This is a genomic window from Oceanobacillus locisalsi (genome assembly GCF_042675985.1).
Lineage (GTDB): Bacteria > Bacillota > Bacilli > Bacillales > Amphibacillaceae > Oceanobacillus > Oceanobacillus locisalsi.
Map to the genome: position 1 here is coordinate 1 of NZ_JBHTKK010000001.1, position 19,315 is coordinate 19,315.

Sequence of the window (19,315 nt, forward strand, 5' to 3'; positions counted from 1 at the left end):
GAAAAATTAGCTCACCTCTTACCTTGGTCACCGACTCTTCCTGAGGAATGTCGTGTTCCCAATCAATCTAAATAAATCATAACAATAGTCCATACCTTTTAATAGGTGTGGGCTATTTTACGCTTACTTCTAGTTTCCGACGCTATCCCATCAGAAGCTGCCTATTCCCGTCTGATAACGAAACTAAGTGAATCGGATATTTTAGAGAAATCTTTTGAAAGCGTAACGCTGGTAGCTATCACAGAAGGGGTTATTGCCGATGAAGTCATTGCCATTAATGCAAACCATTTTAAAACACGAGATAAGGCACCTGTCAAAAAATGATTACAGCCATCGAAATGTACCACCTCTGACATACTATTTACCACTTACCGCCAAATAATGTTGAGTACAAAAGCAGAAGCAAAAGAACGATTTCAAACGTTTAAAGAAGTCTGGGAAACCAAATATTCCAAAGTCGTCAAGACTTGGGAAGAAGATTTGGATGTTCTCCTTACCTTTTTGGATTACCCTTCTTCTATACAGCGTGTCATCTACACGACAAATATCATTGAACGAACCATGAAAGAAATCAAGAAGCGTACGAAAACGATGAATAGTTTTCCAAGTGATCAAGCAACGGAAAAAATCGTGTACCTTCAAGTAACAGATTATAACAAACGATGGGGAGAACGTAAGTTAAGAGGACTCGCAACCGCTTATCAAGCATTACAAGATATGTTTGAAGAACGCTACGGGGAATAGGGAAGAAACAAGCTAATTTTCAGACACCTTCCCCAGGTACCCAGGGAAGGTGTCTGAAAATACATCCCAATAGAGAGGATATCCTACAAATTTACACAAACTTATTGACGGTACCAGTAAGCACTGGAATAAATATTAACAAGATGTAAAATATAATAGACCATCGTTTATACTTTTTTTATTGATATGATTTTTTTCATGTTCTTGAAGTATACGCTTATAATAAGCAATGAGTTTGGTAGACTTCATTGTTCTCCCCTTTTTTTAAATGTCATGAAAATATAAGTTACTGTATTCTGTAGTAATTTGTTGATCATAGATTTTGTATAACTGTTAAGTGAAAATGGCACTTATTTTTTCCAATAATTATTAAAATGCTTCTCCGCATTATTTTGTTGGAAATACTGTTTCAAAAAATCAATAATTTGTTCTCTTGTATACCCATTGGTGTCGGTTTCTAAGTCACCTACTTCTGAAAAATGAGAATTTGTATTAAATAACATTTTACTTTCCGCATTTTTATTTCCAGGAACTCCATTAAATACCATATATGTTTCAATTATTCTTCTAATGGTATTACACATGAAATCTTTTTTATCATGATCATATAGGAATTTCAATTCTTTCCACAAGCTTCCGTATTGTGTCTTAAAATCTTCATCTTTATTCTCTAGATACATAAAAACAGTTGACACGCCATCGCTGCTCATGCGTATAAAGTTATCAACTTTATACGCATTCTCTTTGTCTCTTCTATTTTTTCTATTATGTGTTACTTTTAGATAAAAATGTGAGTTATGAGTAAGCAGTATAAAGTGTTCGTATAAATTCTTTCTTTTATACAATTTTTCTATTTCTGAAATAATTAAATACTGCATAGTGTCATCATTTGAGCTCATTGGATCATCAAAAATAATTATTTTAGGTTTTCCCGTATCTAAATCAAAGCTATTTAGACTCTCTATAAAATATAGAAACGAGATTATATTCTTTTCTCCTGTTGAAATTTCATTTATTTTTCTAGTTGATCCATTACTGTTAAGAATTTGGTAATGTTTTTCTGACTCAATATATTTCAACTCTAGATTATGTTTCCCAGATTTCGATATCTTTTCGTTTATTTTTCGAACAATAATTTCTGGATTTTTTATTGTTTCCTGTAACCTCTTGATTTCTAAATTTTCAGCTGTAATCTGCTTTTCTATCTCTTCTTTTTCTGCAAAAATTTGATTTTTTTCTTTATCCAAGATTTTTTTTGCTTCATCTCTCTTTTTTTCTAAGGATAGTTTTTCTCCTTGTAATCTTTCATGTTTGGCCTCTTCGCATTTTTCTGCAACAAAGTGCAACCGCAATCTTTTTTTTGAATTTTCTTTGTTATTTTCTATATTTTTTGTGAATTCATTATTCTTCTTAATTAAATCGTCTATATCCGTTTGAATGGCAGAAAAATTTTCCGGCAATTCTAATTCCAAAAGATTACTACCTTCAAATAAATTTTTATTTTTTTCTTCTAATTGATTCTTACACTCTAACAAAAAGTCTACATATTCTTGTTTTTTATCTTTTAAATGCTGATTCAATTCTTTAACACTATATTTAGAATAAAATTGTCCCTGCTCTAAAAGTTCTACTTTTTCAATTTCTTCAATTGCCGTATCTATTTTAGAAATACCTTTCTCTATTCTTTCTTGTAAGTACAAAACCTCATCTGCTTTAAAATAAGTTTCTAGTTCACCTCTTCGCTTGTTTGTAACCTCTCCTCCACAAAAAACGCAATAATCAATTTTTTCGTGGATTTGTAATCCCTTTTCAGCAAATGATTGATTTTCGGGACTGTTTTCTAGCTCTGGAATTACAATCTTTGCTTTTACCTTTTTATGTAATATCTCGTTTGTAGATGTTAAATAGTCTTCTAATTTTAATTCAGGAAGGGACCTTGCAAAAATTTGTTTTTTTTCATTTTCATGTGAAATTTTTGTTAGTTCTTCTTTTTCTTCATCAGATAGTTTTCCAGAATTCGGGATATCCATTTCAAAATGATTTTTATTATAAGATCTACCCAAATTAAATTGTTTAGTCAATTCTGTAGCAGATTCTTTGTAAAACCGACTAATTTCTCTATCTTTTTGTTCAAATTCACTTTTTGCTATTTCAAAATTATGTAAAAGTTGATTTTTCTTAATACCTTCAACACCAATTAAGCTATCTAGTATATTTTGCTTTTCATTTTTCTGTGAAGCAGCTTTTAGAACATTTTCAGTTTTTTCATCAACTTGTTTTTGAATCTTTTTATTTTCTTCGCCTAATACAACTGCATTTAATTTCTCATTCTCTCCTATAACGCTTTCAAATCCTTGGAAAATCCTCACATCAAAATCTTCGGCTTTTTGCTCTCGTATTAGTTCGCATAATGTTGATTTTCCTGTCCCGTTTTTCCCATAAATAAAATTTTTATTTTTAAAATTTTTTAGTTCTGAATCTGAAAATATATTTCCTTGCTCAGATAAATCAATAGTTGTTTTCATATTCGATGTCTCCTTGTATATCATTATGAATAATATATTACTACCATAACATACTAATTCTATTTACCCTAGTATTAAAATACTAATTTTTTTATGTATATACAAGAAATAATTATCTCTAATTTGAATAAGTATAAATAATTGCTTGTACACTTTTAAAAATATTAAGCACAAAAACACTCCAAAAATTCTCACACTGAATCTCTGGAGTGTTTCTATAATTCATCCCTTCAACCCATAATACCCAACATACCAATCCGTAAACCGCTGCAATCCTTCCTCAATCGAAGTCTCCGGCTTAAACCCAACAGCCTTCTGCAACTGCTCCGTAGACGCATAAGTCGCGGGAACATCACCAGGCTTAATCGGTTCAAACTGCTTATTGAACGCAACCTCTCTCCCTAACGACTTCCCAATACATTTCTCCAGCGTATTAATAAAAGTCATCAGCTTCTCCGGACTGTTATTTCCAATATTAAATACCTTATGCTTCACATCACCATTCTCTCCAATCGGAGCATGGCTAACCAACCGTTCAATCCCCTCTACAATATCATCAATGTACGTAAAGTCACGATATAGATCATTCTCGAAATCGCCGTTATTGTAGATTTGAATCGGCTCATCGTTAAAGAATTTATCCGTAAATCCGAAATAAGCCATATCTGGCCTTCCCATTGGTCCATAGACGGTAAAGAAACGCAGCCCGGTTGCCGGGATGTCATACAAATGGCTATATGTATGAGCCATTAATTCATTCGACTTCTTTGTAGATGCATACAGAGATACGGGATTGTCTACAAAGTCCGTTTCCTCAAATGGCACTTTTTTATTTGCGCCATATACGGAGCTGGAGGATGCGTAAATCAAATGATCGACTGGGTAGTAACGGCATGCTTCTAAGATATTGAAAAAGCCGTTGACGTTGCTTTGAATATAAACGTCTGGATTCTCAATCGAATATCTCACGCCTGCTTGTGCAGCAAGGTTCACGACCACAGATGGCTTGTATGCTTCAAATAGACTCATGATGCGTTCTTTATCTGCAATGTCTTTAATGAATGTAACATTCCCATCTTTGATTCAGCAAAAAGTGGTAGAACTCTTCGCATTTGATGGTAAAAAAGATTACAGGGCTGGTACATATCGAATGCCATGCTCAGTCTAATTTAGCAAAAATCATAAATGGTGTTCAATTCTTCTCAGCAGTTACAACTAACTTGTTTCATTAATCATGAAGGTAGTACTTTATTTATATATTCTTGCCAATAATCTTCATCGCCCTCAATTTCATGAAGCCAATAATACATTAATAATATTTCAAAATATTGTTTCTTTCCTTTTATGAATGACTTATGAGATATTCTTCTATATAACGAATTAATGTTAAATAAATTATTCTTCTGTTTATAGTCATACTCATATTTCCGCCAACTATCTTTACTTCTGATTCTATGCTTTTCATCCCAACTTTCTTGATTATCAAAAAAGTGATCAACATAATTTGAAGCAAAGGCAGGCAAATTTACTTGATATTTATTCCACGTCCTATTAATCCACTCTTTTACTTCTTCTGATATATAGATGTTTTCAAAGTCACCTTTTGGATTGCTTTGAATTCGATGATAATCTTTGATAAAAAGAAAAAGCATTTCTGTCTGCTCTTTGAGAAAATGATTCTTCTTTATAAGATGAGCATAGCAATCATAAGAAATACTCCGAAATTCTTTATCAGTGTTATATAGATAAAATAAGTCATCTTTTTTAAGGTAACTAGCAATCGAACGTTTTAGTTGCTTGTCGTAATCATCATAAATTCCAACTAACCATTCCTGAACCTCAGTATCAAAATGCCGAAGCGTGTTTTTATACTTTTTTAGTCGTTCTTTATTTAACATAGTCTTATCATCCATTTTCGACTCATCAAGATATTGATTAAAATATTCAAATATATAGTTCATACATATTTGCATATTTTGAGATTTTGACTCAATATCAAATTCATTAATGAGATCTTCCTTTTTTCTTTTTGAAATGTACTCCTCAAGAGAAAGCATACTTGTTCACACCCTAATTTATTATCATAAAAATCATCCATATCTATAATAAAATATTACCTTACTTCTAACTTTCCTTTGTTGAGTTGATAACTGTAAGTACCAAATAAGAAATTCACCAAAGTTTTAGCAGCATTAACTACCACTAGAGCATGATGTTCTTTTAAGATATTTTCTGAGAGATGAGAATCACCATAATAATTACGTACTTCAGTTATGCCACTTACAACACTTATTAATCCTGAAAGTACTTGTTTGAGAGATTGATTTAAATTAGGATTTCCTGGATTAAGTGATAAGTTTTCACGAACAAGATTGAATAGAGCTGGTAGTTTAATATTATTTGGTACTTCCACATCAGGAAAATTCTCTAATATTTCTTTACATACACCCTCAACTAATGTCTTAGCACTTGTTACTGCCCCTGAATAATCGCCAGTATTAATTCGATATTCACATTTTTCAATTGAGTCCAATATGTTTTGATAGGTTAATTCAACAGGAACATTTGCTTTCACATGTAGAATTTGAACATCAACATTTTTTTCTTCTATATAGTCAATAAACTCATTGATTGAACGGCTAATATAGCCTTTTATTGCTGAATCTGAAACATAATTGTGTTCAGCATCTTGGATTATAGAATCAACAGCTTCATTTACTGTTCTAGATTCTTGTATGAAAGAAGGAACATCTACATCTTTTTCTTCAGCTAACTTTTTAATAATTAAACGACTTTCAATATAGTTCTTGTAATTGGTTTCATTTAAAGTTTCTTCAATTTTACTAGCTCCTACTGTTCCATATGCATCATATTCAATAAGTATTGCTAATTTCATTTTCTCTAGTTTATCTATAGTATTATTATTAATAAGGATTCCTCCATTAAAAAAACAAACATTAATTAGTGACTGTGATTAGTAACAAAATAAGAACCGATCTACTACAGTAATAACTGTTTAGCCTTGAAGGCGGCACTCCTTAGTATTCGCCGAAAGGGTTAATGCCCTTCCAGCGAAGTTTAGAATTCATTGTTAGTGGTGCGAAAGGATACTTAAATGATTTTTATTGGTAAATCCGACATAGACCGTGTCTGGCCATCCCATCGGACTGTAGACAGTGAAAAAACGTAGTCAGTCTGGTTGCCGGAACGTCATACAAATGATTAGATGTATGTACCATTAATGTATATTAAATAATCTACTGGATAGTAACGGTATGCCTCTAAGCGATCGGAAAAGCCGTTGACGTTGCTTTGAATATAAACATCTGGATTTTCAATAGAATATCTGTTATCAATTCATACACCATTTATCAGAAGTAAGCTGATAAACTGTTAACTTTTTCTTATGATGTTGTTTAAATCTCACCAAAAAACTCATAAAAGTTCCTGCCAAACTTACTTAATTTAATTCTTTCTTTAGATTTTTGTTTTATGTCCACTTTTGCTATTCTTGGAGGACTACTCTTTTTATTGCTATTTATATGCCCTATATAACTAACAATCTTATTAATTCCCTCTTCTAACTTAGTCATATCTTTATCGACATCATCTTTTATTTCCAGTTCTAATAAACCATTTCTTTTAAGAGTTTCCCTAACAGAATTATATTGCTCATAGGACATCCCATGTTTCTCCATCACACTTTGAAATGTTTCTTGAGCTTCCTCACTATCATATAGATAGTACTTTTTACAATACAAACGTAAAACAGCAATATCAACCATACGTAATTGTTTTAACATATCATAATAATGCATCACAAAATCAGATGTGATTTCTTCATGCTCAGTTAAGTGAATATAGCCATTTACCATATATTCAATTTTTTCTTCTTGATATTCATCCACTACTATTTCTAATATGAAATGAAGTAATTTATCTAGTTTTTCTTGGTTTTCCTCTGTTTGTTTACTTAAATTCTCAATCAATTTATCATGGCTTTTATGAAGATGATACACTAGTTCTGTTAGATTTTTCTCTGCTCGCTTCCTTTTATAGGTAGAAACAGCACCGCTTACCCCTGGAACAAATGAACTCATTCCATCTAAAAATAACTCACCTGCTAAACTGGTAATTGACTCTTTTGCTGCTTCTGCCCCCATATCAGCTCCTACATCTAAAAGAGAATCGGTAACAAGGCCGAATCCTGCCTTTGAGCCATCTGCAATTTTACCCCTGTTTTTCATTTTCTCAACCTTTCTATATTTAAGATACCTTTATCTCTAACCTAATAAATTAAATGATTAATCCTTATTGAATTTCATAGATGAAAGTTTTTGAACTGGGCAAGTAATTTGAAGTACCGAAAAAACAACCATCACAACCCCAAAAACTCCTCCAACTCCTCCCGACATTCCTCGTAATAATCCAAAACAAAAACCAAACACATCTGCAAAGGAATAGAAAGATTCTCCATCTCCTGTATCTGCTTAATCTTTTCCGGGACATCATCCACACTATTCAAATAAAACGTATCCGTATCCGCTTTATTTGTTATGTCAATAAACTCCGAATTATCAGGGGTTAATTGATTCATTGAAACATGCAGCTTTGTAATTCCGGCAAACTCAGGTTTGCCGCCTCGGCGCAGCCATCTAAAATAGCCCAATACTTTGGTATCTCCAAATTTGTTCATGGGAACTTTTAAACTCTTTCCGCCATTCTCTTCCCAGAGTTCCCTGTTCATGGCGTGAATCAACGTGTCATGCAGTGAATTATTTTTTATGTCTGACCAATCAGCGGAGCCGCTGCCAGTAGGTACATATTGATTTTTATTTTGCTGTGTATTGATACCCTGCTTTCTGATAACAAGGTTATTATCTCTTGTTACGGCCAAAGTAGATATTCCGATGTGATTACTCATCTCGCATTTATCCATTGGCTGCAAGTAAGTGATATCATTTTCCTTATCCAACTTTTTGTGTTCGCAGGGATAAAAATTGGATGCATCATAAATAATTGTTGCATCTTCTACTCGCTGGAGTGTTGATGTGGATATTTCATTTGTTAAATAAGAATGATAATAGTTGCTCTTACAGAGATTAATATAGTCATTCTTTGGATTGATTTCACTGGACATTGAAAGCTTCGACTCGTTAAAAAAGAAATGGTTATTCTTTTTGGAGTCATAATATTTGTACTGGAAAAAGGGAGTGATGATTTCTCGATTCTTCTTGATGAATTGCTTGATTTTCTTCTCTTTGATGGTGTCTTTTTCGATGGTGAAATCACGATCCCATAAGTAATGATTAATCTCTTTAGAATAGATAACAGATTCTTGCTGATTGTCTCGCGGTCTATTTAACTCCATATTTTCAAATTGGATTTCTCCCCGTCTTTCTGCATGAATATCACTGAGTTGCACGGCTTTATCGTCTTTGACCAATATGGACTTCGATTTCATGATGATATCTTTATTTTTTCCTTTAAAAGCTTGAATCTCCTTCCATTTCTCCAATAAGTTCCACACAATATTAAAGAAAGAATAAAGCACAATTAAAAAAAGAAGCCAGCCACTATTATATTCTCCCGCAACCGTAAAAAGGGTATTATATAAAAAGGAGATAAAAGAAATCATAAATATAGTAAGGTTAATCAATAATTCAACACTTTGCCTATAATTTAAGAAAATTAAGTATTTGTAGAAATCAATTGCCATTCTCATCTTTTTTATTCTCATGCTATCTATCCTTTGAACATTTATGTACAACTTAAATTTTTACGCTTCTATAAAAATCTATCGTATTATTCAGCAAATCTAAATTTTTTAAAACTTAAAGCTATGATAACATGTTTACAGACCTTTGTACCATTCAAAATGAAAAAAACTGTCGAATTTCATTCTATGGTATTACAATGAAATTCGACAGCTATATTTAATAGCTTGTTGCTGGTAATACATTTATTAATTCAATTTGCCGAAGCTAACTTATTTATTAGTCCTTAACTGTCGGCCTGCCAATCGAATGATACTCCACGCCTTTATCAGCCATCTCCTGAAGATCATAAATATTCCTGCCGTCAAACACCAACGGAGACTGCATAAGCTCTTTATATTGACTTGGCATTACTGCTCTAATCTCTCCCCACTCTGTGAAAATAAGACATACAGCAGCTCCTTCTAATGCGTTTTCTGGGCTGTCTACATAAGTGATATTCCCTTGTCCATGACTTCCCTCTGCATAAAATTGCTTGAAGTTCTCCACTCCGATTGGGTCATATGCATAAATATCTGCACCTTGTTCTAAAAGCAACGGGACATTTGCAAGGGATGGTGCTTCACGAAGGTCATCAGTACCTGGTTTGAAGGTTAAGCCAAGCACCGCTATCTTGAGGCTTTCAAATGAAGTTAATCGCTGTTTTGCTTTTTCATACAGCTTCAACTTTTGCTCATTATTAATACCGATCGTTGCTTGCATGGTTCGCAGATCATATCCATACTGTCTAGCAAGGAACTCTAAAGCACTTGTATCTTTCGGGAAGCAGGATCCTCCGTAACCAATACCAGCGTTTAAAAATTTATTGCCAATCCGATCATCATAGCTCATACCTTCAGCAACATCTTGAATATCTGCGCCAACCAGCTCACAAAGGTTAGCAATATCATTCATATAAGAAATTTTTAAAGCGAGAAAATCATTCGAAGCATATTTAATCATTTCAGCAGAACGGCGGTTCACAGATACAATTGGAAGGTTAAATGATGTATAAATCTCTGTTAAGAGGTTTTCTGCCCATTCACTCTCCGTACCAATAACAATACGGGCCGCTTCCAATGTATCTCTCACCGCTGTACCTTGTGCAAGAAATTCCGGGTTCGATGCCACCTCGACTCTTACATTATGCACAAGTGAATCACCAATAAGCTTTTCTAGGTTATCATTTGTGCCAATTGGTACGGTTGATTTCACAACAACTAAACAATCATTTTCAACGGACTCCGCAATTTGTTTTGCAACGGTTTCTACATATTGCAAATTCGCGGATCCGTCTTCTTTTTCAGGTGTACCTACACCAATAAATACAGCATCCGCCTCTTTATATGCAACTTGGTAGTCTGTAGTAAAATGCAATCTTCCTGCCGCTATATTTTTGCTCATTAATTCTTCTAATCCTGCTTCATAGATTGGAGAAATACCTTCTCGCATGTTTTTTACTTTTTGTTCGTCTATGTCTACACATGTCACGTTATGTCCGTTTTCTGCCATGCAAACGCCGGTTACGAGGCCGACGTAGCCTGTGCCGGCTACTGCTAGGTTTTTCAAGAACTTCTCCCTCCGATGCTCTTTTCAAGACTTATATTGAGTACTATCTTAATTCATTATATACTTCTTCTTGCTAATGTTACATTATTTTTTAAATACTTTCGAGAATAGGGAACATGATAGTGAAGGTTTAAATAAACATGATGTCATAAAGAGAATTTTTAATTTAGCTTTTCTTTAAATTGAGTACGGCGGATGATTTTTACCACTTGTGCGATCTTTTTTACCACCTTTTGCGAAGGACTGTACCACTTATTGCGGAGCACTTTACCACACACGAAAAAAAGAATTGTCATGGTAGTTGAACTGCTTCTGCCATAGAGTAATTTAGTAGTTTAATTATTGATACAGCAACAATCCCACCACCCTTGACCTTGTTTGTGTCCGTGGTAGTGAACTTCATAGCGGATAGCAAAAAAGAAGCCTTTTATGGCTCTATCCGCATCAATAGCGTACCACGGACAATCAATTCTAAGCTCTGCTGGCGGGGCCCCGTCCCCTCCCAGCAGAGCTTAGAATTGGCACGGCGGTAAAGGGCAAGCAGTTGACACTGTGGTTGGTAAGTGCTTCTTCAGTGGTAAAGACTTCCGCAACAGTTGGTAAAACTCTCCGCATTTAGTGGTAAAAAGAATGCAAGGCTGGTACATATTGAATGCCATACTCACTTTTAAATTAGAATATTCATTTTATAATTAACCAATAAATATCTCAATTATACTTATTGCAAAAACTTTTTTAGAGTATATCTAATGTTAATAATAGAATTTAAATGTATCTTATTAAAAATTCGATTGTTAATAAAATCAACGAGAAATAAATATAAAATAGCCCAAACTAGTGCAAGTATGGACTATTTTATGCTGAATGACCCACTAATCGCCTTTATATCAAAACAACCTATTAATAATTTTTCTAATAAAAGATGGGTTAATAATATTATTATATTCTTTTATTGGCTTTTCCATACGCTTTATATAGAAATCAAAACTTCCTTTTGCTTTTGCATATTTGAATGCTTCAAAGCTCTCTTGAGAAAGCTCCATTCTCTTGGCATAAACTTTTTTTCTGTTTTTATTAAGATTATTCGAAGATTCTACTCTTTTATTAGGTCTCCATTCGCCCTTTTGGTCTTTCAAATAAAGTCTGTATGCTAAACCATCTCTTCGTTGTCTAAAACCTCCAGCTTGAGATTCATATATTTTATCAGCAGTTAAACGGTCTAATTGAAGTTTTTGATTTACAATTCCTTGCTCTATTATATCTTCAATATCAGGGTTTCTTACAACTACAATATTAGTTCCATTACTATCATGTTTATACTCAGGGAGCCAAGCATCTCCAACTGTAACATCTGCAGTTTCTGAAAGTACATCATCACAAAATTCACATGCATTATATTTAAAATGCCCTTGCCCCCAATTTGTTGTATAGAGATCCTGCCGAGCTTTAGTTAAGGATAGTTCTTCATTGTTTACAATCCCTTTAGCTTCTACTCCATAGTCATTAGCATTTCTTCCATCTAACTTAACTCTAAAGTCAATTGAAGTAAGGTCATTCGGGTGAATTCCAATTTGCCACCCTTGGGCTTTAGCAAAGAAGTCACTTTTTAAATGACCACAAACTAAACCAATACAATATTTAATTCTCTGTTTGATTAAACTATTTGTATCAGACAATAGTCTAACTGATTTAATAAAACATGGGATACCAATAATCGCGTATCTGCCATCGTTATTTTTTACATAACTCATAACTTGAGACAACTCAATTGGATAGTATTTAGATTTTGTGCCAGATAAAAAATCTTTTTTGTTCGTCGAAACTTGATACTCAAATAATGCATCACTTTCTTCAGAACTTTCCCTTACATGAATAATAGAATCAACTAAGTCTTGTTCTAATAATTGTACAGCTATCCAACTACCCATTCCACCTGAAGAACCATTATCACGATAAGAACTTTCTGTAACATAACCGGCATAATTATTTAAATAGTATCCTGTATATTTATTAAATGATGCTCCAAAATCTTTAAATAAGTTTTCACCAATTTCTGTTTCATTCTTACTATCATTTGAAAAAGGACATACTTCATTTATATTATTGATTTCAATGTTATTTGTATCTGCATCCTTTAGGAACGCCTTATATTCTCCGTTTTCATTAAACTTAATCTCAAATGGAGAACCCTCCAAACTAGCACAGGCTCCACAACCAATGCAGTAATCATTTTCAATAACTGTATTCATTAATTTTTCTATATTATTCATATACTATCCTTCCTAATATAAGCTTTTAAAATTAAGATATTGCTATAATCACATAATTCTAGTTTTAACTCTTGCTATTATTGACTTTATTAATTGTTTTTCATATGAATTAAATCCTATGAAGTAAATGAATAGAGCATGGATACATGTATAAACAACTATTTTAATCCCTAAATAAAATATTGACTCTTGTACAAACAGCATTGAAATAAAATATCCTACTACCAAGGAAAGTACTATGGGTAGTGTAGCTGCAAGAATATTTTTCCAGAAGTTTAACATATCTAACCCTATCTTCTTTTGATAGTAAATATTCATTACTATTACATTACCTAAAAGAATTGTTAATGCTGTAATTACAGCTACTCCAACGCCGCCGTGTTCTTTTGCTATTGGAATTGAAACGAATATATTCAATATAGCTATAATTATTAATACTGTAGCTCTAAATCCTTGGAGACTTTTGGCATATAGTATATTAACACCTATATTTTGTATTAAAGGTATTGTTAATGGTATTAATATAATTAGACCTATGTAATATGTCTGATCATACCCTGGGCCTGCCCAATAAGATATAAATTCTTTTCCATATAATATATATCCACATAAAATTAATGTAATAATAAAATACTGTATTCTACCATATTTAATCATTAGGTTTGAAAGTTCTTTATTCTCTACATTTTTAGCTACCATCATTGAAATTCTAGGCAATAATAGCCCACTTATCGCAGTAGAAAATTGTTTATAAAGTTTTACAAATAGCATGGCAATCGCATAAACCGCAACTGGAACAGTCCCACTTACTGCTCCTAAGATAATTTGATCTGTTTGCCAATAAATTTGATCTACTACTACTCCTAAAAACACTAAAAATGAATATCCTAAAATTTCTCGAGTTAATCTCATATCCATTTTTCCAAAGTAGAAACTAACATTTAACTTTTTAAAGCAGTAAATCATGGTAAACAATAAACACGATAAGTTAACTGATGTTGTAATAACTACCATAGATACGGCCCCATAACCCACATAAATAATTGGAAGGATTAAAAGAGGGCCTAAAACAATACGTATAATTGAAACTGTTTTATCAATAACAAATTTTTCATGTGCACGTAAAATCGAGTTAAATATAGATAATGGAAAAGATAGGGCAAAGTTAATAATTAAAATAACAATCATTATTTTTGCTTTATGGATATCTTCACCTGATAACCCATTTCCAAAAATAACATCTACGCTATTATATACACCCACCCCCACTAGAATAGTAATTAATCCAATGACCGTGTACAACATTAAAAATAACCCATTTAACTTTGAGGCAGAATAGCTATTACCAATCTCACGATTTCTAGCACTGTATCTAACAAGCGCATTTCCTAACCCTAAGTCCATTACACTAAAATAAGCAGCTATGGAACCAATTAAAGAATATAGTCCATATTCTGCTTGTCCTAGAATTCTTATCATGAAAGGCGTATATAATAGGGCTAGTAAAATAGATATAAATATTGATAAGTATGACAACATAGCGCCCATTTTTAATTGATTCAATTTAAACAACTTCTTTCAATTACATTCCTTTATTTTAAACTTAATGCTTCAAACAAATACTCTCTAGACTTCTCTCTTTCATTCTGCAAAATCTCTTCAACATGCGAAAAATCTACACTAAATAAATCATTATCATTTGATATATTCATATTATTAATATGGCGCTGTGTGAAATTAAACATTGATAATAATGTTTCAATCCTTGAACTCATAGATGGAAATTTACTACTTCTGTCTGTTATTATAAATGGCGTTTCAAGCAAAATAGAAAATACCACTCCATGGAACGAATCTGTAATAAATAAGTCCGCATTATTAATAAAGTAAATAAATTCGCTAGGATCAGATAAATATACTTCTTTATCTTTAGCTTGAGCTAGATTTATTACTTTTAAATCATTTCTTTCGGAAATCTCTTTTATCATCTTTTTTTTCTTTTTATCTATATCCCCTAAGAAATAAGTCAATAAATATTTATCATTTGGATATGCTTTTGGTTTTTCAGAAATATTTAACCATTTTTCTCTAGTTAAAAGTAGCGTCGGATCTACTAGAACGGGCACATCTCTTTCAGTTAATTCTTTTATAATTTTTGCTCCTGCCTCTTCTCTTGCAGAAAGTTTATCCATCTCACTTAGCCATTTTGCATATTTATCCTTATACTTATCAGGAATATAATTCATTCCAAAGCTTGGTGCATAAGATATTCTTTTATGTTTTGATGCAAATCGCAAAAAGTATAGCGGATTATCTTTTCTAAAAATAGGGTTCCATACTTGGTCACTACCGACTACAAAATAATCAAATTCATCATCTAAATTATCTGGAACATTATTTTCTACTAATTTATAAGAAGTTTCCACAATGTAACTATTTGAAAACTCATAGAAATTCTTGTTTCTTTTCCTATCTAATTCGTTTTTATATAATTTGCCTACTATTTTAGATTGAACCCTTTCAAAATTCTTTTTTGGCGAAGAGAATAATATATTCTTAACTTTAGTTGATACAGGAATATCTTTTGCATTATTTCGTTTAATTTCAACCCACACTGTTTCCACATTATAATCATATGTTTTAATAATCTCTTGTAAAGCATAATTTTGTAATCTATTTCCATAATTTACATATCCATTTAAAGTTACAATTCCTACTTTGCTTGACATATTTACACCTCATAATACTCTGATTTTCTTATTTTCAATACAATAAAACTATTTACTATTGCTAAACAAAAGAAGAACATAAAAAGATATACAACATTATAAAAAGGATTTTCTGTAAAGCAATACAGCAAGAAAAAAGTTTGATAATAAATTGAAAAAACCAGACCTGTTTTCCATTTCACGCTGATAAAAGTGGTGTTTTTAATTCCTTTATAGCATTTTATTGTTAAAATATACCCATAAATAATTGGAATTATAATTATTATGAAACCAATTAATCCAGTTTCAGATAGCAATTGTAGATATACATTGTGTACTACTAAATCTCTTGCTAACAATCCTGATGTAACTTCCACAAATTGTCCCCAACCAATTCCAAATATAGGATTTTCTAAAAATAATTCCCATGCACGTTGATATAAAACAATTCTACCATTTGTTACATCTTCTCCTGAATCTATTCCTTGAATAGATTCTACAACCTTAGACAAAATAGGTAAGGACTGCAAAAACTCCCAAAAAACGTATGTTATACCTACTAAAATCAGACCAATAGAGCTATATTTTAATATCTTCAATACTTTTTTCTTACCTGATGCCAATAATAATTGAGTAATGACAACTGATATACCTCCCCATATTAGCACAGATCTTTTTCCAGCAATTAATAAAGTGATAATTAATAATATTATTATTATTATATTCCATTTTTTATTTTGTTTTTCTCCAGAATTTAGCTGCGCTAAAGTCACACCTATCCCCATTATCATTGGTCCTGCTGCCAAAGAAGGTTGTGAAAGTCCTAGTCCTGCGAAATAATCTAAATTAACTAACTCCAACACTCTTTGTTGGGCAGTACTTGGGATATAAGGAAATATTAGAGAATGATAAGTTTCAGTAAAAAAATAATGAAAAATTGAACTTAATGCATAAACTATTGCAGCATACTTAATAACTATAAATGAAGTATCAAAGTTATTGATATTAGTTTTAGCTAATAACAAAAATAATAATCCAAATACATACATAAATATTAAGACATCATTTTCTTTGAAACCAGACATACTAATCAATACAAGTATAACTGCGATTGAAAAAACCCATAGAGCATCTAATAATGTGAAGGTTAAAACCGAAAAATTATTAATTAATGACTTGAAGAATAAGATTGATGTAACCACCAATAATACGGTAATTTCTATAAAATTATTTTGAATGATTAAGTAAAATAACCACCCTTGCGTAAATATATAAAACACAAATATTAATAGGGCTAGCTCTGAAAAATTAATACCTTTACTCTTATTTTGAATATTATACATTTCATAATTACTTTTTGAGATTTTTTGCATTTTTCTCCACTCACATTAACTTAATTTATTTTTCGAAACTAGATTTATTAGGTAATATTTTTTGAAAAGCATTATTTATTTCACTTTTAACTTTACCTATATCTTCAATTACTTCTTTATCATTATCATTTATACAAATAATTTTATATTTTTTTTCCATGATTGAGCTTTCCACTTCTGAATTATCATTTATTAAATTATATGTTCTACCAATATCGGCTGATCTAGGAAGAAATTGACCTTCAACTAGCTGTTTATATCTGAACAACCACTGATTTACATCTCTACCATCTCGAAATTTATTCTGACAAGTTTTATCTAATACTTCATCTTCCTCATTCCAAAGCTCTTTAAAAGTTTTCTTCAAATATGAATTAGGCAAATGAGGATTTAAAAAGCCTGCGAATTGGTGGAATGGCATCATTAAAACTGTACTAATTAAATGTTTTTTATAAGATGGAGAAAACCATTTTGAAAGATTATTTTTAATAGCTGTATTCTTATTATATTTAGTGTTAATTATTTCCATATTATTAGATGCAATAGCTCCTGTAGATTCTCGAAAAGTATTTATAATAGGTTTTATTACTGCAATATCACGTGGTAAATTGTTTTTAAAAAAATCTTCTTCACTAACATTATCAATAATAAAAGTATCATCATTAAAGTATACGAAATGCTCAGCTAGTTCATCAATTCTATGGAAATTTAATTCTATTACATGAGAACTAAATGTTGGTAAGTATTTTTCAGGTATATAATCAGTATGTTTAACAATATTTAATTTAGGATGATCAACATTTAACCATTCCGGAACATGTCCCCAGGTAATAAAGTGTATCTTATTTACCCAAGGAGCAAATTCTTCGACTCCTCTAAACCAATATTGAAGATTATCCCAATCCCGGTATCTAACTTCCCTACTATCATTAGAGGCTTTATTATCATATTTATTTTTTTCCTTTATCCACTCCGGGTCATTCCCGTCAACCCATGGGATAATGAAATCTATTTTATCGCTCATAACAACATCACTCTTCTATTAACCATTTTGTTTTTCCTGCAACAGTTTGCTTTAATTGATTAACTTGTTTTATATTTAAATCTGATAAACGAGAATCAATTTTTTTTAATCGAGAACGAATCTCATTAAAATCATGTTCTGTTAAATTTGAGTTGGATTTAACATAGATAGTATACATATTTTCAGGTGTATACCTAATTTGATATGCTGTTATTTTATCGGAAAGTTTTATCGCATGTGTAATACCTTCTGAATGAATGGGTGTATTCTCGTCAATCATTAAAAAGTCATTATCTCTTCCTTTTACTTGCGAAAAAGCATATACACTATTTTTATTTTTTAAAGCACCTGAAATAAGATCACCTAATTCATACCTAACCAATGGAAAAGCTCTAGGGTAAAGGCTAGTTACCAAAATTCGCCCTTCTTGTGCAGGATTCCCATTATCATCTACACATTCCACTAAGTTATTTTTCCAAATCACTTTATAACTACCATCTGGATGAGTATGGGCTAATAATTTAGTTTCCATTGATGCATATTCTAATCCTACTGGACACCCGAAAATTTCTCCAATAAAATTTTTATCTTCTTCTTTGTCAAATCCTTCTGCTGCTCCAATGACTGCCTTAAGATTTAATTTTTGAAAATCATTTTTTTTATCCATATTTGCCCTTGCCAGTAATTGCAAAGCTTTACTATATCCAATAATATAATTGGGTTTGAATTTCAAAATTTCTTCTCCAGCAATTTTTAATTGAGTCTCCGATAAATCATATGCGGAAAATCTTTTAAATCCAATTAATGGATGTCCCATTTTAAATTTAATTATCTTTTTATATTTAGCTAGCCCGTTGCCTAACACATGAGAGTGTCCCCATAATCTGAACATCCGATCAGACCTCTTTATATCATAGAAACTCCTTGCATACCATAGACTAGGTTCATAGTTAACTGATTCTTCCTTCCAGCTCGGAAAATTTAAAGGATTACCAGTTGATCCGCCTGTACTAATCCAAAAGTCAGGTTCCCTAGAGTAATCGGAAAAGTCATTCACATTTTCTTTTAAATATGATCTTGAATTAATCGGGATTTTTTGAAAATCTGTCCATCCTTTAATTTGTCGTGGTAAATCATTACTTTCTACTAGTCTTTTAAAGTAGGGTACATTATTTTGGATACCTTGCCAAAGCTCATTAAATTTTGTCAATTGATAGTTTGAAATAGTATCAACCGATTGATTTCTATAAAAATCTATTTCTTTATTTAACTTAGGCTGCATACTTTTCTCTCTTAAATATGGAAATAAAAACATTATGACACCTCTTTGTGTTTTAGCAACAAAC

The 19,315-nt window shown here is 31.7% G+C and carries 13 protein-coding genes and 3 pseudogenes; 2 read left to right on the forward strand and 14 right to left on the reverse strand.

Features of this window, described 5'->3' with window-relative positions; genetic code table 11:
• Positions 1 to 129: 129 nt before the first annotated feature.
• Positions 130 to 321, forward strand: a pseudogene (locus tag ACFQ19_RS00005) (IS5/IS1182 family transposase); the annotation flags it as partial.
• Positions 322 to 354: 33 nt separating this feature from the next.
• The gene (locus tag ACFQ19_RS00010; RefSeq protein ID WP_379590293.1) at positions 355 to 744 is read left to right on the forward strand and encodes a transposase; all 390 of its coding nucleotides are present in this window, start codon (positions 355 to 357) and stop codon (positions 742 to 744) included.
• 350 nt (positions 745 to 1,094) lie between these two features.
• Here the strand turns inward: ACFQ19_RS00010 and ACFQ19_RS00015 are convergent, their stop codons facing one another.
• From ACFQ19_RS00015 to ACFQ19_RS00080, 14 genes and pseudogenes are all read right to left on the reverse strand, one after another.
• Entirely contained in the window at positions 1,095 to 3,269 is a 2,175-nt protein-coding gene (locus ACFQ19_RS00015; RefSeq protein WP_379589794.1) for an AAA family ATPase, read from the reverse strand.
• 222 nt (positions 3,270 to 3,491) lie between these two features.
• Positions 3,492 to 4,340, reverse strand: a pseudogene (locus ACFQ19_RS00020) (GDP-mannose 4,6-dehydratase); the annotation flags it as partial.
• Positions 4,341 to 4,501: 161 nt separating this feature from the next.
• Positions 4,502 to 5,326: a hypothetical protein gene (locus tag ACFQ19_RS00025; protein ID WP_379589795.1), complete on the reverse strand. Its 825-nt coding sequence runs from the start codon at positions 5,324 to 5,326 to the stop codon at positions 4,502 to 4,504.
• Between the two features lie 56 nt (positions 5,327 to 5,382).
• On the reverse strand, positions 5,383 to 6,165 hold the full coding sequence (locus ACFQ19_RS00030; protein ID WP_379589796.1) for an abortive infection family protein: 783 nt from the start codon (positions 6,163 to 6,165) through the stop codon (positions 5,383 to 5,385).
• 225 nt (positions 6,166 to 6,390) lie between these two features.
• Positions 6,391 to 6,617, reverse strand: a pseudogene (locus ACFQ19_RS00035) (NAD-dependent epimerase); the annotation flags it as partial.
• Positions 6,618 to 6,685: 68 nt separating this feature from the next.
• Entirely contained in the window at positions 6,686 to 7,516 is an 831-nt protein-coding gene (locus ACFQ19_RS00040) for a hypothetical protein (protein ID WP_379589797.1), read from the reverse strand.
• A 131-nt stretch (positions 7,517 to 7,647) separates the two neighbouring features.
• Positions 7,648 to 9,009 carry a hypothetical protein gene (locus ACFQ19_RS00045; RefSeq protein WP_379589799.1) on the reverse strand — a complete coding sequence of 454 codons (1,362 nt, stop codon included), beginning with the start codon at positions 9,007 to 9,009 and terminating at the stop codon, positions 7,648 to 7,650.
• A 256-nt stretch (positions 9,010 to 9,265) separates the two neighbouring features.
• Positions 9,266 to 10,594 (reverse strand): UDP-glucose dehydrogenase family protein, encoded by a 1,329-nt coding sequence (locus ACFQ19_RS00050; protein ID WP_379589800.1) that lies wholly within the window; start codon positions 10,592 to 10,594, stop codon positions 9,266 to 9,268.
• A gap of 887 nt (positions 10,595 to 11,481) precedes the next feature.
• Positions 11,482 to 12,864 (reverse strand): Coenzyme F420 hydrogenase/dehydrogenase, beta subunit C-terminal domain, encoded by a 1,383-nt coding sequence (locus ACFQ19_RS00055; RefSeq protein ID WP_379589801.1) that lies wholly within the window; start codon positions 12,862 to 12,864, stop codon positions 11,482 to 11,484.
• Between the two features lie 48 nt (positions 12,865 to 12,912).
• Complete coding sequence (locus tag ACFQ19_RS00060) at positions 12,913 to 14,427, reverse strand: oligosaccharide flippase family protein (protein ID WP_379589802.1); 1,515 nt, start codon at positions 14,425 to 14,427, stop codon at positions 12,913 to 12,915.
• A 29-nt stretch (positions 14,428 to 14,456) separates the two neighbouring features.
• A complete protein-coding gene (locus tag ACFQ19_RS00065; RefSeq protein ID WP_379589803.1) occupies positions 14,457 to 15,593 on the reverse strand; it encodes a polysaccharide pyruvyl transferase family protein in 1,137 nt (378 codons plus the stop codon).
• Positions 15,594 to 15,595: 2 nt separating this feature from the next.
• Positions 15,596 to 16,945, reverse strand: coding sequence for an O-antigen ligase family protein (locus ACFQ19_RS00070; RefSeq protein ID WP_379589804.1), 1,350 nt, complete (start codon positions 16,943 to 16,945; stop codon positions 15,596 to 15,598).
• Positions 16,946 to 16,970: 25 nt separating this feature from the next.
• Positions 16,971 to 17,969 carry a Stealth CR1 domain-containing protein gene (locus ACFQ19_RS00075; protein WP_379589805.1) on the reverse strand — a complete coding sequence of 333 codons (999 nt, stop codon included), beginning with the start codon at positions 17,967 to 17,969 and terminating at the stop codon, positions 16,971 to 16,973.
• 7 nt (positions 17,970 to 17,976) lie between these two features.
• Entirely contained in the window at positions 17,977 to 19,284 is a 1,308-nt protein-coding gene (locus ACFQ19_RS00080) for a hypothetical protein (RefSeq protein ID WP_379589806.1), read from the reverse strand.
• Positions 19,285 to 19,315: the final 31 nt, after the last annotated feature.

What these genes read in the sequence shown, in the direction of transcription:
- ACFQ19_RS00015 (WP_379589794.1), bottom strand. Translation starts at nt 3,269, where the DNA reads ATGAAAACAACTATTGATTTATCTGAGCAAGGAAATATATTTTCAGAT.
- ACFQ19_RS00075 (WP_379589805.1), bottom strand. Translation starts at nt 17,969, where the DNA reads ATGAGCGATAAAATAGATTTCATTATCCCATGGGTTGACGGGAATGAC.
- ACFQ19_RS00055 (WP_379589801.1), bottom strand. Translation starts at nt 12,864, where the DNA reads ATGAATAATATAGAAAAATTAATGAATACAGTTATTGAAAATGATTAC.
- ACFQ19_RS00080 (WP_379589806.1), bottom strand. Translation starts at nt 19,284, where the DNA reads ATGTTTTTATTTCCATATTTAAGAGAGAAAAGTATGCAGCCTAAGTTA.
- ACFQ19_RS00040 (WP_379589797.1), bottom strand. Translation starts at nt 7,516, where the DNA reads ATGAAAAACAGGGGTAAAATTGCAGATGGCTCAAAGGCAGGATTCGGC.
- ACFQ19_RS00045 (WP_379589799.1), bottom strand. Translation starts at nt 9,009, where the DNA reads ATGAGAATAAAAAAGATGAGAATGGCAATTGATTTCTACAAATACTTA.
- ACFQ19_RS00030 (WP_379589796.1), bottom strand. Translation starts at nt 6,165, where the DNA reads ATGAAATTAGCAATACTTATTGAATATGATGCATATGGAACAGTAGGA.
- ACFQ19_RS00025 (WP_379589795.1), bottom strand. Translation starts at nt 5,326, where the DNA reads ATGCTTTCTCTTGAGGAGTACATTTCAAAAAGAAAAAAGGAAGATCTC.
- ACFQ19_RS00070 (WP_379589804.1), bottom strand. Translation starts at nt 16,945, where the DNA reads ATGCAAAAAATCTCAAAAAGTAATTATGAAATGTATAATATTCAAAAT.
- ACFQ19_RS00065 (WP_379589803.1), bottom strand. Translation starts at nt 15,593, where the DNA reads ATGTCAAGCAAAGTAGGAATTGTAACTTTAAATGGATATGTAAATTAT.